Here is an 18,032-nt window from a genome sequence, read left to right as displayed (position 1 = left end):
GATAAATTTTTTCTTAGATGTAATCTTTTACATCATAGATTTTTCCATTTTTTATTTTCTCATCTGTCATAATATCGATGAGCACACCTGCAATTAAATCTGTGTCCTTCAATAAATTATTATCCTTTAATCCTTTGAAATCTTCCACATCTTTAAAAGCCTCTTTTGAGCTAGAACGTATTGTTTCTTGCATATTCGTATCCATTACTCCAGGACTAAAAGCAATAATTTTATGCCCAGTCTGCTCTTCATCTTGTTCTAGAGCGACCGTTTCTGTATACATGTTCATACTTGCCTTAGAAGAACAGTAAGCACTCCATCCAAATTTGGGCTTTTGTGCCGCTCCAGAAGTTACGATTGCAGTAATTAGCGTTACTTCATGCTCCTCTGCTTTTTTTAAATAATAATTTGTGAAGGCCATTGGAGCGAATGAATTCACCTGTAAATGCTTTTGTAATGCAACATTTTTAATGTTTTTCGCTTGTTCTATTGGATCAACAATACCTGCATTATTCACTAAATATATCGTGTCTACATCATCTTGAAAAAGAATTTCATCCATCTTGTTAAAGGTTGAATCATATTCACTTATATCCGATAAATCACAAGCTACGTGATGAAATTCTGTATTATTATTTTCAGCTATTGAATATAAGGCCTTGTTATCTGTTCGAGATACACCAATAACCATTACACCTGATTCTAAATACAGCTTCGCAATTGATTCTCCTAATCCTTTTGAAACTCCTGTAACTATTGCTGTTTTCATACGTGACCCCTCCTTAAGTAAACTTTATATTTTTCGTTTTGTAATCTATCCTTTTTTTAATTACATTTCACTCCAATAATATACAAGCGTCTCCATACCTTTATCAAAACTATCCAATGGAAAACTTTCGTTTGGTGAGTGCAAACGATCTTCAGGTGTACCGAAACCTAATAATACGATAGGAAATTGATAAATAGATTCAAGCCATTCTACTACAGGAATTGATCCACCCATGCGTAAGAATACCGTATCTTTATTAAATGCTTTTGCATAACTTTTGGCTGCTTTTTGTATCAATGGATGTGTCGGCTCCACCTTATAGGCTTTAGCAGAAAGTTTTTCTTTCTTTACTTCTACGGTAACACCTGAAGGAGAATATTTATTTACATGGTTGACTAATTTTTCCTGTATATCTACAGGATCTTGCCCTGGAACTAATCTACAAGTAATTTTTGCAGTGGCAGTTGATGGAATAATAGTCTTGGTACCTTCTCCTTGATAGCCTCCATAAATACCATTCACTTCTAAGGTCGGTCTACCCATTGTATGTTCCTTAGCTGTATATCCCTTTTCTGATGCAATTTCAGGTATACCTGTTGCTTGAATAAAGTCTTCTCCTGGTGCCTTTTCCATTAATTTACGTTCTTCATCTGAAAGTCCTTCAACATCATCATAAAAACCATCTACTGTTATCACCTCGTCTTTATCTTTTAAAGACGATAAGATATGACTTAAAGCCATAATCGGATTTCTAACAGCTCCACCGTACATTCCAGAATGTAAATCATGATCTGGTCCAGTTACTTTAATTTCAATACCAGTAAAGCCTTTTAAACCATACAAAATGGTTGGTTGATTTTTTTCTGCCATTCCGGAATCAGAGATAACTGCAAAATCCGACTTAAACTTCTCTTTATTTTCTTGCAGAAGATCATATAAATTTTCACTACCGATCTCCTCTTCTCCTTCAATACAAACTTTGACATTAACCGGAAGTTTTCCTTCTGTCTTTAAAAACGCTTCAAATACAGCGAGATGCATAAACACCTGGCCTTTATCATCACTAGATCCTCGAGCATAAATACGTCCATCTCTCACTTCTGGATTAAAAGGTTCACTATCCCATAATTCGATTGGATCAACAGGTTGAACATCATAATGCCCATATAATAATACAGTTGGTGCATCTTCTCCTGCTCCCACATATTCACCATATATGAGAGGGTGTCCATCTGTTTCTACTTTTTCAATATTTGTAAATGATAGTTCTTCTAAGTATGTAATTAGAAAATCAGCTGCTTTGTTAATATCCTGTTTATGTTTCGAGTCTGTACTTACGCTTGGTATAGACAAAAAGCGATATAACTTGCTTAACATATCCTCTCGATGTTCTTGTAAATAGGTTAATGCTTTTTCACTCATACTATTACCTCCTCAATTATCTACATAATAAAACAAACTTCGTATTACAATGATTATAGTACAACCAATGAATTGTTTCTAGCATCACTTGACCTAAAAAGAACGAAACCCAAGTATGTTTAATGAAAAATAGTCAGTACGCTCCTGTTTTTTAAGGTGGGCAAAAGTATAAATCCGAATAAATAGGTGTTGAAAAAACGCTTCACAAACATGCTCTTATCCTATGGCTACTGGTTGCCTCTGGATGCTTATGCATTGGGGGGCAAGCTTAGACCTCCCTCCAAAATTTCATATCTTATTTTATTTACAAAAAAAGACTATTCCCTAAACGGAAATAGTCCTGTAATTTACTTATTGCATCGCATTTTCTAAATCTTCAATAAGGTCATCTATATCTTCAATACCAATCGATAAACGAATAAGCCCATCTGTGATACCTAATTCTTTTCTACGATCAGAAGGAATAGAGGCATGTGTCATTTTTGCAGGTATGGATATTAAACTTTCAATTGCACCAAGACTTTCTGCAAGTGTAAAAAATTCTACTTTACTTAAAATTTTATCTGCAAGTTCTCCACTTCCTACATCGACTGAAACCATTCCACCAAACCCTGCTGCTTGTTGTTTAGCAATTTGATGTCCCGGATGATTTTCTAATCCAGGATAATATATTTTTTCTACTTTTGGATTCTGTTCTAAATATGCAATAAGTTTTTTTGTATTTCGCTCAATAGCTTCCATACGAATTGCTAATGTTTTAATCCCACGTAGTAAGAGCCATGAATCTTGTGGACCAAGTACTGCTCCAACTGAGTTTTGTATAAAATGGATACGCTCCGCTAAGTCTTTAGAGTTTACTGCAACTAATCCTGCAACAACATCACTATGCCCACCAATATACTTTGTAGCACTATGCAATACGATATCCGCACCTAATGTTAATGGTTTTTGCCAATATGGAGTTGCGAAGGTGTTATCTACAATTAGTAGAAGATTATGTTTTTGTGCAATCGTTGACATTTCTTTAATATCTGTAATTTTCAACAATGGATTTGTTGGAGTTTCTATATAAATCGCTTTTGTATTTGGTTTAATTGCGTTGATAACAGATTCATCAGAACTCGTATCAATAAAAGTATGCTCTATATTATACTGATTTAATACCTTCGTCATTAATCGGTAAGATCCGCCATAGACATCATCTGTCATTATGACATGATCTCCAGATTCCAACAACATCATAATAGAAGTAATTGCAGCCATTCCTGAACCAAATGCAAAGCCTGCATTTCCTTCTTCTAATTCAGCAATTACTGTTTCAAGTGCATATCTGGTAGGATTGCCTGTACGGGAATACTCATAACCACGGTGTTCGCCTGGACCATCTTGTTTATATGTGCTTACTTGATAAATTGGGACACTTACTGCTCCAGTTCGTTCATCTGAAGTAACTCCACCATGTATCATTTTCGTCTTATCTCTCATTTCTCTAAACTCCTTTATAATTGCTTTGACACATTATAAATCTGTTTACTTAAATAACGATCACTTCCATCAGGAAGAATGGTAACAATTGTCGTTCCTGATGTTGCTTCTTTTGCTTTGTTTAAAGCAGCTACCATTGCGGATCCAGAAGAACTACCCACTAATAATCCTTCTTTTCTAGCAAGTTCTTCAACCATCAAGAAAGCTTCTTTATCGGGAATAGTTTGTACTTCATCCATTAAAGTTTGATTCATGTACTCAGGAATAAATTCCATTCCAATTCCTTCAGTCAAATGTGGACCAGCTTTTGCTCCACCTAAAATCGATCCAAAAGGCTCAACGATAACATTATGAATCGAATTCTTTCTTTCTTTAAAATATCTCGCAACCCCTGTAAATGTACCTCCAGATCCTGCACCCGCTACAAAAATATCAATATTACCTTGTAAATCATTCCAAATTTCCGGCGCCATGGTCTCATAATAAGTCATTGGATTAAATTTATTGGAAAACTGTTGGGGAGAATAACTATTTGGTATTTCATCTACTAATTGCTCCGCTTTTTCTATGGCACCTATCATCCCTTTTTCTTTTGGAGTATGGACTATGGTTGCCCCTAATGCTTTCATGATTTGTTGCTTTTCGACACTAAATTGCTCAGGCACACAAAAAATAATTGATAATTGTTTCTTTCTAGCAGCTAAAGCTAAACCGATACCAGTATTTCCAGCTGTTGGTTCGATTATTGTACTTCCTTCCTTAAGGAAGCCTTTTTCCCAAGCTTTATCAATTAAATATTGTCCTAATCGATCTTTCACACTACCGCCAGGATTTAAAAACTCTAATTTTGCATAGAGATGAACATTATTTGGAATGTCCATCTCATTAATTTTTAATAAAGGTGTATTGCCAATCAATTGTTGAATCGATTCATATATTGCCAATGAATTGTCACTCCTACCTTGGAGAGAAAGAGTACAATGAGGATTTTATTTCATTAAAATACTTCTGACCAACCTGTTTTTTCGTTTAACATTTCTTTTGCAATTTGCTGAGCACCTTCAAGGCTATGGTTTGCTGCCCATCCGCACTGAACTTCGTTACATGCTGGTACTTCAGTTGCCTGTAAAACGTCTTCTAGAGTTTTCTCAATCATTGCAAGAACATCTTCATAATCCTCGTGATTGAGTAATGATAGATAAAATCCTGTCTGACATCCCATTGGTCCAATATCAAGAACTGCATCAGAATGATTACGAATATTTTCTGCCATTAGATGTTCTAAAGAATGGAGACCTGGCATTTCCATGTGTTCTTTATTTGGTTGTTTAAAACGAATATCATACTTGTGCACTTTGTCACCATTTGCACCTTCAGTAACTCCAACTAATCTTACATAGGGCGCCTTTACTTTTGTATGATCAAGATTAAAACTTTCTACATTCATTTTTTTAGACATTGATATATCTCTCCTTCATGCTATTTTTATTGCGCTAATTATCCACACAAAATCATTCATCTGTTTAAATGATACATGAAAATTGTACTTTTCAAAAGCATTCCGGACTGTTTCAATAATTGGATAATATTCCCGCTCTAAATCCTCAGCTAACGCTTTAAAACCTTTTTTTCTTGCTATATCAATTTGTTTTTGTTTCGCTTCTATTGTTTCAAACATCGTATCTCCAAATACAACCATACCTTTTGGTTGTAGTACTTCATGAAATTGTTTAATTGCTTGTTTTTTTTCCTCATCTGTCAAATGGTGAAATGCATATGTGCTAACAATACTATTTATTGGCATTGTCAATTTTGGGAAATTAATAAAATCTCCATCCAAGATTGTAATATTTGGAAGTTTCTTTTGAGCAATTTTCCTCATTGCACTAGATGGTTCAATTCCAATTACACTCTTTCCCTCTTTGAGTAATTGGTTTGTTAAATTCCCCGTGCCTACACCGAACTCCAGTACCTTATCTAGGCTTTTTTCTACTACTTCTGAAAGAATTTGATCATAATGCTCAAATACCTTTTCATATTGTGCATCTTTTCCGGTTACACTGTCGTCATATAAAGGTGCCCAATCCTCAAAAATATCAATAAATTCTCTACCCATTGATGGTTTCCTCTCCATTTATATTAATTCCAAGTAATATACTTTGGATACTAAGAATTATATGTCTACACTATATCATATGTGTATCATGAAAGAAAAGGAAATTTAATTTTCCTGTAAATAAAAAACTGTCGAGAGTTTGACCGTTTGGTCTTCCTCTCGACAGTTACATAACAAACTATAAAATTTATCGGTTATTCGGGAAAATACGCTCAATCATATTTCCAAATTGATCAAAAAATCCTTCTATCGGACGGCCTTCATCTAGATCATTGATATAGCGATCAGTTAAATCCATAAAATCTGGATTTGTTGTAACATAAACATTTTCAATGGAGTTATCAACAGAACGAACAATATCAGCAATTTGTTGCTTTGTTTCATCCGATACATTGTCTCCTGCTTGTTCAGATTGACCATTGTTTTCGTTGTTATTGTCTTGATTTAAATGTGCTCCAACATATGCATTATTATCAGTAGTTAATACATATGCATCTTCAATTCCTTCTACTTGGTTAGAAATTTTTTCTGCAGCTTCCTCTGAAACATCATATTTTGTGTTTTGATTTTGATCTGCATCACGTTGCATCGAATTGTTTTTATCAACCATTTCTTGACCTAAATTAGAATTGTTGTCATAACGGGTCGGCTCCACATTACCTTCGTCCATATTATTATCCATTGAATTTTCTTCTGCATTTTGACAAGCAACAAGCACAAAAAGTAAAGCCATAACCGCAAATATACGCAATTTCATATCTTTTTCCTCCTTACCTTATTTGCACTTATTTTGTATAGATATTTACTTTTTATACAGATTTATATCACCTTTTTTTGGCAGACACACCATTAATGTAAAAGACATTATATATAGAAACCGGGCAAAATAAGAAATATCCTTTTCGGGTAAGGAGGGAATACGGATGGTTATTCCGGATTACGATAAAGCATTGTATTATACACTTTGGGGTCAATGGGATGATTTATTAGTGCTTATGGTACGTACAAAAGATGATATCTTATCTAAGAAAATTGAACGTTTTTTAAACGATTACCATTTCTCTATGGATCATCAGCAAGTACTACATTCACATGATACTTTATTGTATTATTTAGAGCATGCAATGAAGTTAACAACACCTCTTAATCCTGAGAAAATAGAAATGTAAACACACTTAAATGATGGGAGAGTTTTCCCATCATTTAAATTCTTTATTATCCTTTTCTTTTTTCTTTGGTGGCCAATTATTCTTATCTTCTTTCTTTGGTAACTCACTATGTTTATGATGTTTCGAATTTGTTCTATGGTGTTCATCGTATTTATCTATATCATTTTTATGTTCATCATTTTTATCTTGTATTTCTTTTTTGTGTTTATTGTAATAGTTTAATTCGTCATGTTGTTCTTTTTTATCCTCTTTCTCAGACGGAAATCGTCTATGTTCCCACTGATTTCCAGGATTTCTATCCTTTATTTCTTCTGTTGGCTTAACTTCTTTTTCGAGAAGGTTCACTTCTTTATCCTCTTCATCTGTATCGGCTACTGCTTTTTCTCGTTCTGAATTAGCAACACTTTGGTCTGTAACATCATCATTATTGTCTTCCTCAATGATAACCTCTTTATTTTTATCCTCACCTTTTTCAGACTCATGTTGTGATGAGTCAGGGTTCGCTTCTTCTATCTCATTAAAAAAAGAATTTATAATTGCTTTATCATTAGAATCTAGCGCTTCCCCTTCTATCATTTCATCGTCGTTCATATGAGTCGCCATCATTTCATTCATTGAAGTTTTTTCTTCCTGTGCTAATTCACGAATCTTTTCAGGAATAATTAATGTTGCTACACGCCATTCCTGTAATGTGGATAAATAGTCTTGCAAATGGTTTGGAACCGAATTAGAAATATCTTCACCTAAGTAACTTATACCAACAACCATATTTTTCTCAGATGCAAATCCATGATCTTCACTTTCAATAATAATTTCTCTAATGACCTCTTCAATAGAATGGTGTTCATATTCATTCAAAGCTTTTATAATTTCTTCACCGTCATCATTGATTGCCTCTATCCTTTGCACTTCAAATTGGTCATCGACTTGCATTTCAATACTTGGATTGATATCTACGGTCACATATGCAAAAGTTTTCTCTCCATTAGATAAAAAATACATCGGTAAAACAACTAATAATATTGCAGCAGCTAATAAAGACACCTTCCAAGGTATGCCACGTTGTTTTCGCAACATAACTTGGCGATTTCCTATTGGTCGAAAGACAACTTCTTCACCAATCTCAGATTGATTCGAAAGTACTCTTCCTTTTACAAAGGAACCATCTTTAGTCATTAAAATGGTGTATTTGCGATGCCTTTCCATCACAATTCCTTTTTTCATTGCCCCACTCCCTTAAGATATTCCTTAAGATAGATATAGTCTTCACTAAGTACAATAAACATTGCAAGTATAAATTTTCTATTTCTTTCTAATGTTTTTTTACTAACATCGACTTTCTTTACCAAATCTTTAATAGGGAGCTTTTTCTTTCTGTATACATAGTCCCTGAGAGTTGGATCGTTATAAAGTATTCGTGCAGTTTTAACTGCGGATTCACGGGCATCACGATGTTTTGGCGATACCTCGGTTAATTCAACTAAAGATAATTTATATAACTTTAATTTCTCTTTAAATTCAAGAATTTCTTCTTTCCTATTTTGCGCATCAATTTCCATTTGGTATTTTTCTTGAACTGCCGCAATTTCTAATGAGTTTTCCATTTGTTCTTCATCATACGTTTCATCCAATGATAAAGATGCGGACCTCTTTTGCTGATAACGGATATAATCAATAACTTTCCGTTTAATAACTAATTTTGCAAACGATAAAAAAGAACTTCCTTTATTTGGAACATAAGAAAATATAGCTTCGTTAAAAGCAGACAAACCGATACTAAATTCATCATCCCTTTTTGGATCAATATATCTTTTACATACTTCCGATACGCACTTGGCTATAAAAGGTTGATAAGTTCTTAATAATTCATTTTGCAGATACTTGTCCCCTTGTTGAATTGCATATACTTTATCTTCTATAGGAGTTTCCTTTAGTTGACTCATCATCACATTAGGACCCTCCCAACCATCATATCATTCGTATTTTTCTTTACCTTTTCGGGTGTATTATTTTTAATTTTATATGTACGTTTCATTATTATTTGTTTTATATATATCATATGATGTTCCCACCATTTATCATTTTATAGTCTAACCTCATTAGAATCAATGAGTATGTCAATGGTAACGCAAACCAATAATGGATACTATCTCAATTGGTTTACATTTTATTTAAAAAACCGTAACGGTAACCAGTAACCTCTTTCAATTTATAACAAATTAGAAAGTTTTAATCTTGATTAACAACATTAAAGTATTACAAATAAAAACCCAACTAATCCGAATCTAATCTGCAATCCGGATTACTTGGATTTTCATTTCATTCACTTGCACCGAATTCATAATCCAATATAGCTTTAAGACAAGCTAGATAAGATTTCATTTTTGTCTGTAAAAGGTGTAGTTCCTTCTAGTCCTTTTACAGAATCATTGATATAAAGATCTCTTTCAAACCAATCAACGGTCTGAATTTGTTCTATACGATAAATATAGAATTCATTTTTCGTCATATTTTCACTATTTTGTACGACAAGGTATGTGATTTTCCAATTATTGTTTTCATCACAGATAAGATCCACAATGTTACCAATTTTCCCGTCTTTAGCATGTACCTTGAAATCAAGCGTTTCTTCCTCACTTCTTAGCGTGTCATTCGACAATATTTCATTACGATTTAAATGTGGTTCCTCTGGCACGCTTCGATCTACACCTGGTTGATCAAATGTAACGAGTGGACTATGACTAGGAGTGGATACAGCGTTATCTTTATACATATTCCATCCAAAATAATCTAGTACATTCCCTTGATCATCTGGTGTAAAATGTTCATCCTCCGGGACAGGTGGACTATTTCGAATTTGATCTTTATCATAATCCACTTCTACATATTCACTATCTTTATGAATGGGATGAAAAATATGCAAAGGAAGAAGTACTTTTCGTCCAGGTAACCATTTTCTTGTATCGACTACAGCAAATTTCACATTCCAATTGTCATTAAAGTAAATATCTTTTATTTTTCCAATATCACCATCCGTCGCACGGATATTCATTTCTTTCATTTTTGAACTATATAACATAAAAGCACCTCCAGAAAGGTTATAGTATGTAAATACCCTTCTCTGAACGTGCTAAACAACCATTTTTAGTTTGTTACAATTCTGTAAAATAGGAAATAGGTACATATAAACCTACTTTGCCCTTCGATTCATGATCTAATGTAGCAAATATCACTCCAACTACATCACCAGCTTGATTAATTATTGGGCTTCCACTATTCCCTCTGTATACAGGTGCTTGAATCATCACCACTTCTTTATCCCAGTTATCTAACAATACGGTACCAGCAATATTCCCTTCATTAGCAATTCCATTAAAGAATAGAGGATTACCTATAAAACGAATGCCTTCGTCTTGAGATACTTGATACTGATCATCAATAGTTAGATAAGGAACATCCTCTTCATTTTTAGTCTGTAATACAGCCATATCAATTTCCGGATAGCTTTCTATTACTTCTGCTTCATATAAACCTAGCTCTGGAAAAGAAATAACCACAGAGTCATATCCTTCTACAACATGTTCATTCGTAAGAATTTTGCCTTGTTGAGTAATGGAAAATCCTGTTCCTCTCCCATCATCCGTTTCAACTACAACTACAGCTTCCTTATATGTCTGGATATCTTTATTTTGTGATAATGTTGATGAAGTCTGTAAAAAATCAATTGCGGGAATAGATATAATTTGAGGAAAAAAAGCCAGAATATTAAAAGTCATCGCTACAGCAATCACCCAAAACATCCATTTTGGAAATGGACGCTTTGTGGATTGTTCTTTATTTTTTGAACGTTCGATTGCTTTTCTTTGCTCTTCTTTTACCAATTCATGAAGTTCTTCTTCCTCTATTTCTTCATATAGATCATCATCAATAATATCATGATTCTTATTATTTTTTGATTTCACGAGGCACCTCATCAAACTTTTTTAAGAAACGTTCGCTCTAATTGATCCTTGCTGCATTTGATACATTTCATAATAATAACCTTTTTCTTTAATCAGTGTATCATGATTCCCCTGCTCTTTAATAGTTCCATGATCCAACACAATTATTTGATCGGCCTGCTGAATTGTGGATAAACGATGGGCGATAACAAGCGTTGTTCGACCTTTTTTTAGAACTTCTAAAGCTCGCTGAATGACTTGTTCTGTCTCGGTATCTATATTTGCAGTTGCTTCATCTAAAATAAGAATAGCAGGGTTAAATGCTAATGCTCTAGCAAAAGAAATCAGTTGTCTCTCTCCTAATGAATAAGTAGTGCCACTTTCATTCACTGGCTCATCATACCCTTTTGGTAATCTCTCAATAAAGGAAGATGCACCAACAGCTTGTAAAGCTTTAATGGCGTCATCTCTTGATACATTAGGATCATTCATCGTTACATTTGACACTATGGTGCCTGTAAAAAGAAATGGATCTTGTAATACTATTCCCATATGACTACGCACTTGTTGCCGAGATAAATCTTTGGTATTCATTCCATCTATTCGAATCGTTCCTTTTTGAGGATCATAAAAACGGAATAATAAGTTCATAATCGAACTTTTTCCAGATCCAGTGTGACCAACAAATGCAACTGTTTGACCAGAGTGGATTGAAAATGAAAGATTGTGTAATACACTCTCATTCTCTTTGTACGAAAAGGTAACTTGATCAAATTCTATATTCCCTTTATAGCGAGGAATCGGTTGAACTTCTACTTGCTCCCCATCTTGATCTAGCAATTCAAATACCCGAGTTCCAGCTACTCTTGCCTGTTCTAATAACGGTAATTGATTGACTATATCTGAAGCAGGTTCAAACAACCTATTTATATAATCTACAAATGCATAGAGCATCCCAATAGAAATGACACTCGTTATATCAAAAGAAGCTGACCCGAAATACCATATAAATCCCACTAACGTTAGGTTTTTAATTACTGTCACAAGATTATAGGAAGTTAAAGCACTTAATTTAATTAATTTTTTCTGATACGTATAATTACGATTATTTAACACTTCAAATTCTTCTTTCGTCTTCTTCTGACGGTTAAATGCTTGAATGATTGGCATTCCTTGAATAGCTTCACTAATATTTCCATTTATTTCACTTATGGTTTTCCGGACTACTTTATTGTATTTAGTTCCATAATACTTGTAGACTTTCATCCAAATATATAATAGCGGGATAATAAATAAACACATAGCAGCTAATGTAGGATCTAAAATAAATAATGCTACAAAAATACCACCCATATAGATCAGACTTGTTACAACAATCGATAATACCCTTTCATATAAATCTCGTATAGCCTCTGTATCATTGGTTATACGGGCTACAACAGAGCCAGCAGGTTGATCTATATAGTAGCGAATTGGAATTCTTTGCGTGTGTTGAAATAGATCTGTACGCATTTGTTTTACAACTTGATTTGCTGACTTTTGCAATAAGAATGTTTGAAAGAATTGAAACACTCCAGCGATAACTAGTAAAACCATATAAAGTACGAGCAACATAATAATTGGGCGTTTTTCAGGTTCAAAAAATGGATAAGCTTCTGAAGCTGACAATTTCTCTCCAATTGCTGTAATTTTTTCTTCTCCTGATTCAATAATTATTTCATTATCATCTACCGAGCGTTTTCCTGTTAAAGGTAACTCTTCATCAAAAACATAATAAGATAAGCCTACTTGTAAAAGTGTAATCGTCTCACCACTAGATAGATCATTATCTTCTACCCGATCCGCCCGTTTTAAAAATTGATTATTATATTCTACCGTTTCTGTTCCTTGATCAGATACTTCCATCCAATAACCTTCTACTCCAAGTATATGTTCATCTATGACTCGTTTAGCAATTAATGGACCTGCTAATTCTAAAGCAACAGCTATGATCAAGCATACTAGACCAATGGTAATTCCTTTTTTATATAATAAGGCATATTTTAATAATCTTTTTTCTGTACTTCCCTTCACACTCTACACCTCCTTGTTTTCCATCTGTTGTTGTTGATATTGTCCTTGATACCAGCCTTTTTGACTCATTAATTGTTGATGTGTACCTTCTTCAACAACACGACCATGATCTAAAACGATAATATGGTCTGCATGTGAAACAGCGGATAGTCGATGAGCAGCAATAAAGGTTGTTTTATTTCTTCTTTCAGTTTTTAAATGTGATAGAATTGTTGCCTCTGTTTTTCCATCTACAGCAGATAACGAATCATCTAAGATTAAAATTTCAGGATCTTTAATAAAAGCTCGCGCTAAGGCCACACGTTGCTTTTGACCACCAGATAAAGTTATTCCGCTTTCTCCAACTTGGGTATCCAACCCTTTTGGAAGCACATCTATATCCATTGCAAAATGAGCTAAATCTAGTACTCTCATTATTTCTTTATCTGTAGCTTCTGCATTGCCAAATTGAATGTTTTCTCTTATCGTTTTGGAAAACATCATCTGATCCTGCGGAACATACCCAATCCAATCTCTAATCTTACCTAACGCAATATCTTCAATATCTTCACCGGATATTAATATCTTGCCTTGAACATCCGGGTATTGTCGGAGTAATAATTTGAAGAGTGTTGTCTTACCAGCACCTGTTTTTCCAACAATACCAATCGTTTGACCAGCCTTAACACTTAAATTTACATCACGTAACTGTAAACTACTTGTTTCTGGATATTGAAAACTAACCTGGTTCATTTCAATTGTTTGAACACGGTCAATCTTTTTAGGATCTTGAGGATCTGAGACATCAGCTTCGTACGCTAGTGTATGATTCACCCGGTCTAAAGAAGCATTACCTCTTTGTAAAATATTGATTAGTTCCCCAACTGCAAACATTGGCCAAATCAACATACCTAAATAAACATTAAATGTGACTAAATCACCAAGTGTTAATTTATTATCAAATACAAAAAATGCGCCATATCCAATACCAATCGTATACGATAAACCAACTAAGATTTTCATTGTCGGTTCAAATAATGCATCAATCTTGGCAACTTCAAGATTCTTTTGATACACTTTTTCTGTCATTTCTTCAAAATGATTTACTTCTTGTTGTTCTTGCACAAATGCACGTGTCACCCTAATACCACGTATGGATTCTAATACCTCATTATTCATATTTCCAAAAGCTGCTTGCGCTTTTGTAAACCGTGTATGGATTGCACTACCATAAATATTCATTACAATTGCCATTACCGGTAAAGGCATTAATGCTGCGATAGTTAGTGGCCAACTTATCGTAAAGCCCATTACCGCAATAATCATCAACATAAATATGCTCGAATCTACAAGTGTTAAGACTCCAAACCCTGCTGTCTGACTAATTGCCTTTAAATCGTTTGTCGATCGAGCCATTAAGTCTCCCGTTCGATATTTACTAAAGAAAGTTGGTGTCATCTTTAAAAAATGATTCATTAATTTTGATCTCATCCATCGTTCCAGGATGACCGCACCACCAAATAACGTATAGTCCCATAAAAAACTTATAATGTAATGAATAACCAACAGAACAAAATACCCAATAATAACCGCAACGAGAAGCTGCATAGTTAACGTTTCAAATTGAATATGATCAATAATAGTTCCAACTAATTTAGGAGGAATTAATCCAATTGCACTAGCGATAATCAATGAAATAATAGCAAATAAATATCTTTTCCAATAATGTTTAAAAAACCAATTTAATTTTATAAAAATCTGAAACATCTTCCCACCTTCTTTCCATAACAAAGGCGCAAGCGCCCGTTTAACAACGTTCAAAATGGAGCAATCCGCATTGAGATAAAGGAAACACGGTAAGAGACCGATGTTGACTTACCGTAGTGAAGGTTGCTGGGCACTTGCGCCGGACGTGGCTGGCTAAGTTATTTAGTTAACCACAGCACACAAATTTGATAATTCTCAATGCAATAAAAAAGAAAAGCACACACCTCTTGGCGCGCGCTTTTCTTATTTAGACACTTCTCCCTAGAATGTGTCGTTTCAAATAGCCACGGAGGTTTCCTGTGGCCATCGTAAACAAATACGTTCAATAAATGTTAAATTTGATGACAGATTCCCTGTACGTGAAGGCCACTATTATCTATATTTAATTGGATATGTTGCATTTTTTGTTGTAGTTGCAGTTGTTTCATCATCATCGTGACCTCCTTTTTTAATTTTTTAAAAATTAACACTACATCATTATATATTTGATACTAACAGAAAGTCAATTACTTTTTTTATTTTTCTAAAATTTATATTTCAGAAAAATCCTAAGAAGAATAAAATACTTTTTACCTAGATCATTAAAATAGTAATTTATTCGTTATTAAATTAAGCCTAGCAATTATAACTTCATTCATTTCGGGATGGTTGCTCCCCTGTTTACATGCGAGATAAAATTAACTAGCTTATTTATCTAATCAATTCCTAAGATCTTTTTTACGTGAGATATTGGAATTTGGGTCGACTCTACTAATTCATGTAACGGAACACGTGGGTGATTCTTTAAAAACACCCTCACCTGTTCTTTTTCTTGTAAACACTCAGGGCATAATAAAAATGGGCTACTTTCCATTGGTGCCTCACATAATTGGCAGTTACGAATAAAATCACTCATTGCCTCACCCCAATTTTTTTATTTTTTTCATCTTATACCATATTTTTACATAATTCAATGAATTATCCAAAAATAATTCTTGTGACTCATCTATTATGCATGTCGTTATTTCGTATCTATTTAAAAAATGCTAATATATTCAATAAGGAGTTGATAAAATGCACTTAGATCACATGCTAGAATTCAATAAAAATTTTGTAGAAAACAAATCTTATGAGCCATACTCTACGGATACTTACCCTAATAAACGTATGGTTGTGTTTACTTGTATGGATTCACGGCTACTTGAATTATTACCGAAAGCACTAGATATGAAAAACGGAGACGTAAAAATGGTAAGAAACGCAGGTGCAATTATTCGCAACCCGTTTGATAGTGCAATGAAAAGCTTATTAGTTGCCATTTATAAACTAAAAGCGGATGAAGTTGTTGTAATAGGACATCATGATTGCGGCATGTCACAGGTAGATACACATGAATTAAAACATGAAATGGTAGAACGCGGAATAAAAGAAGAAATCATTGACGTATTAGCGAATGGTGGCGTTGATTTTGATGAAGAATTTAATGGATTTGAAACAGTGGAAGAATCTGTTTCACAAAGTGTGAACCTTGTTCGTAATCATCCCCTTCTCCCAGAAGAAATAAAGGTGCATGGACTTGTCATTCATCCAGATACTGGGAAAGTTGATGTTGTAACAAGAGATGAACGAAAATAAGTTTATGTAACATAAAATAGTATAAATAAAGTGTTTTGTTTCATTTCACTCAAAGTACGCAGTGCTTAAACTGCTACTTTGAGTTTTTTATATTCAATTATTAACTTGATAATTAAAATAAGGCTCACCTTTAATGTATAAATGAATCTTTTTTGTACACTCTAACAGTCATAGTACGTGTTGGAGGGGGTATTTCATGAAAAAAGTTGGGTCAAAAAAAAATAATCCTTTTCCACTAACGATAGAAGAACTAAAAAAAATATTAAATAAACAATATGCATATTCTTCTGATCTTAGCTTTACCGTTTATGAGCATGAAGAGCAGAAAATTGCCGTATTCTATATACAATTTTCAGTAGATGAAATGAAACTGGAAAATTACTTATTGGAAACACTATTAAATACAGAAGAACAATTAACGAACCAATTAGCTTTAAAGCGAGTACCTCTAAGCGATGGAGGAGAATACAACAATTTTGAAAGCATACTAGATTATTTGATTCAAGGACATGTATTTGTATATTTTGAAACTGAAAACAGTGTACTTGGGTATTCTATACCGAATAAAATTATTCGTAACCTTGAAACAACTGAGACAGAATCTCTCGTATTAGGTCCAAAGGTCGCTTTTACAGAATCACTTTCCACGAATATTAATATTATTCGTTACGGATTAAAATCAAAAGACTTAGTAATGGAAAAGCATATTATTGGAAGAAGAGATCCACGTGAAGTTCGGCTTATTTATGTACGATCGATTGCCAATGATACAGATATCAATACGTTTAGACAACGAATTAAAGCATTAGAAGTAGATTTCATAGATGATACATCCGTACTTACTCAATATTTAGAGGATAATTCTACAACTGTATTTCCACAATTTCTAATTACAGAATTACCAGACCGATTAATTTATAACTTGTCTCGTGGAAAAATTGGTGTATTATCTGAAAATAGTCCAAATGCGATTATTGCTCCCTCTACATTTTTTAGTTTTTTTGAGTCAACAGAAGATATCTATATGCGTTGGAACAGCGCCTCCTTCATTCGTATCTTAAGGTTTATATCCTTCTTCATATCGACACTGCTTACACCTTTATACGTTGCCGCAGTTACATTTCATTATGAAATTGTGCCAACACCAGTACTAATTACTTTGGGAGAATCACGTGCTGCAGTACCTTTTCCACCTATATTTGAGGCTTTATTCTTAGAATTAATGATTGAACTATTGAGAGAGGCCGGTGCCCGGCTTCCAACTAAAGTTGGTCAAACTATCGGTATCGTAGGTGGTGTAGTAATTGGAACAGCTGCTGTAGAAGCAGGAATCACAAGTAATGTACTAGTTATTATTGTTGCATTAAGTGCTCTGGCTTCATTTACCACACCTAACTATATTATGGGTACTACTGCACGAATCATCCGCTTTCCAATGATTATTTTCGCAGGATTACTTGGATTAATTGGAATCGTGTTTTGTACTAGTATCCTACTCATACATTTAATAAAGCTAACATCATTAGGTAGACCTTATTTCTCCCCTGTTTATCCATTTCGATGGAAAGATTTTAATAAATCACTATTTCGCAGTAAACCAGACATGCAACAAGAAAGATTTATTTCTTATCGACCAAAGGACAAATATCGTTTTAAAAAAATTAAAAAAGGATTAAAGAAAGATATAGACGAGTAGG

General features: G+C 33.8%; 16 protein-coding genes. 3 read left to right on the top strand and 13 right to left on the bottom strand.

The features are described from left to right. Window positions 1-13: 13 nt before the first annotated feature. The 7 genes from AQ616_RS11045 to AQ616_RS11015 form a co-directional block, all read right to left on the bottom strand. Entirely contained in the window at window positions 14-769 is a 756-nt protein-coding gene (locus tag AQ616_RS11045; RefSeq protein ID WP_069685796.1) for a (S)-benzoin forming benzil reductase, read from the bottom strand. A 60-nt stretch (window positions 770-829) separates the two neighbouring features. Further along, the gene (locus AQ616_RS11040) at window positions 830-2,191 is read right to left on the bottom strand and encodes a dipeptidase (protein WP_069685795.1); all 1,362 of its coding nucleotides are present in this window, start codon (window positions 2,189-2,191) and stop codon (window positions 830-832) included. A gap of 351 nt (window positions 2,192-2,542) precedes the next feature. After that, the gene (locus tag AQ616_RS11035; protein ID WP_069685794.1) at window positions 2,543-3,676 is read right to left on the bottom strand and encodes a bifunctional cystathionine gamma-lyase/homocysteine desulfhydrase; all 1,134 of its coding nucleotides are present in this window, start codon (window positions 3,674-3,676) and stop codon (window positions 2,543-2,545) included. A gap of 14 nt (window positions 3,677-3,690) precedes the next feature. Next, window positions 3,691-4,620 (bottom strand): PLP-dependent cysteine synthase family protein, encoded by a 930-nt coding sequence (locus AQ616_RS11030; protein ID WP_017796248.1) that lies wholly within the window; start codon window positions 4,618-4,620, stop codon window positions 3,691-3,693. A 53-nt stretch (window positions 4,621-4,673) separates the two neighbouring features. Further along, window positions 4,674-5,135, bottom strand: coding sequence for an S-ribosylhomocysteine lyase (locus tag AQ616_RS11025; RefSeq protein WP_017796247.1), 462 nt, complete (start codon window positions 5,133-5,135; stop codon window positions 4,674-4,676). A 15-nt stretch (window positions 5,136-5,150) separates the two neighbouring features. Then, a complete protein-coding gene (locus tag AQ616_RS11020) occupies window positions 5,151-5,792 on the bottom strand; it encodes a class I SAM-dependent DNA methyltransferase (protein ID WP_069685793.1) in 642 nt (213 codons plus the stop codon). A 187-nt stretch (window positions 5,793-5,979) separates the two neighbouring features. Next, a complete protein-coding gene (locus AQ616_RS11015) occupies window positions 5,980-6,549 on the bottom strand; it encodes a YhcN/YlaJ family sporulation lipoprotein (RefSeq protein WP_017796245.1) in 570 nt (189 codons plus the stop codon). A 166-nt stretch (window positions 6,550-6,715) separates the two neighbouring features. Here AQ616_RS11015 and AQ616_RS11010 point away from each other — a divergent pair, with 166 nt between their 5' ends. Continuing rightward, window positions 6,716-6,961, top strand: coding sequence for a YhdB family protein (locus tag AQ616_RS11010; protein ID WP_017796244.1), 246 nt, complete (start codon window positions 6,716-6,718; stop codon window positions 6,959-6,961). Between the two features lie 30 nt (window positions 6,962-6,991). On the opposite strand, the gene AQ616_RS11005 is transcribed toward AQ616_RS11010, so the two are convergent. The 6 genes from AQ616_RS11005 to AQ616_RS10980 all read right to left on the bottom strand — a co-directional run bounded on the left by AQ616_RS11005 (window position 6,992) and on the right by AQ616_RS10980 (window position 14,721). Then, window positions 6,992-8,185, bottom strand: a complete 1,194-nt coding sequence (locus AQ616_RS11005; RefSeq protein ID WP_017796243.1) for an anti-sigma factor domain-containing protein — start codon at window positions 8,183-8,185, stop codon at window positions 6,992-6,994. Beyond that, complete coding sequence (sigI, locus tag AQ616_RS11000; protein ID WP_017796242.1) at window positions 8,182-8,907, bottom strand: RNA polymerase sigma factor SigI; 726 nt, start codon at window positions 8,905-8,907, stop codon at window positions 8,182-8,184. The genes AQ616_RS11005 and sigI overlap by 4 nt, the downstream gene beginning before the upstream one ends. 410 nt (window positions 8,908-9,317) lie before the next feature. After that, on the bottom strand, window positions 9,318-10,040 hold the full coding sequence (locus AQ616_RS10995; protein WP_069685792.1) for a PRC-barrel domain-containing protein: 723 nt from the start codon (window positions 10,038-10,040) through the stop codon (window positions 9,318-9,320). Window positions 10,041-10,113: 73 nt separating this feature from the next. Continuing rightward, entirely contained in the window at window positions 10,114-10,923 is an 810-nt protein-coding gene (locus AQ616_RS10990; protein WP_084822468.1) for a S1 family peptidase, read from the bottom strand. A 21-nt stretch (window positions 10,924-10,944) separates the two neighbouring features. Continuing rightward, complete coding sequence (locus tag AQ616_RS10985; protein ID WP_069685790.1) at window positions 10,945-12,975, bottom strand: ABC transporter ATP-binding protein; 2,031 nt, start codon at window positions 12,973-12,975, stop codon at window positions 10,945-10,947. 3 nt (window positions 12,976-12,978) lie between these two features. Continuing rightward, window positions 12,979-14,721, bottom strand: coding sequence for an ABC transporter ATP-binding protein (locus AQ616_RS10980; RefSeq protein WP_069685789.1), 1,743 nt, complete (start codon window positions 14,719-14,721; stop codon window positions 12,979-12,981). A gap of 1,053 nt (window positions 14,722-15,774) precedes the next feature. Between AQ616_RS10980 and AQ616_RS10970 the strand changes: the two genes are divergently transcribed. Then, window positions 15,775-16,335, top strand: a complete 561-nt coding sequence (locus AQ616_RS10970; RefSeq protein ID WP_017796235.1) for a beta-class carbonic anhydrase — start codon at window positions 15,775-15,777, stop codon at window positions 16,333-16,335. A 196-nt stretch (window positions 16,336-16,531) separates the two neighbouring features. Continuing rightward, entirely contained in the window at window positions 16,532-18,031 is a 1,500-nt protein-coding gene (locus AQ616_RS10965; RefSeq protein ID WP_017796234.1) for a spore germination protein, read from the top strand. The last annotated feature ends 1 nt before the right edge of the window (window position 18,032 follow it).

Source organism: Oceanobacillus sp. E9 (genome assembly GCF_001741975.1).
In the GTDB taxonomy this organism is placed as follows: domain Bacteria; phylum Bacillota; class Bacilli; order Bacillales; family Amphibacillaceae; genus Oceanobacillus; species Oceanobacillus kimchii.
The sequence above is the reverse complement of the archived record's forward strand: the minus strand, read 5'-3'. Positions and strand labels throughout refer to the sequence as shown.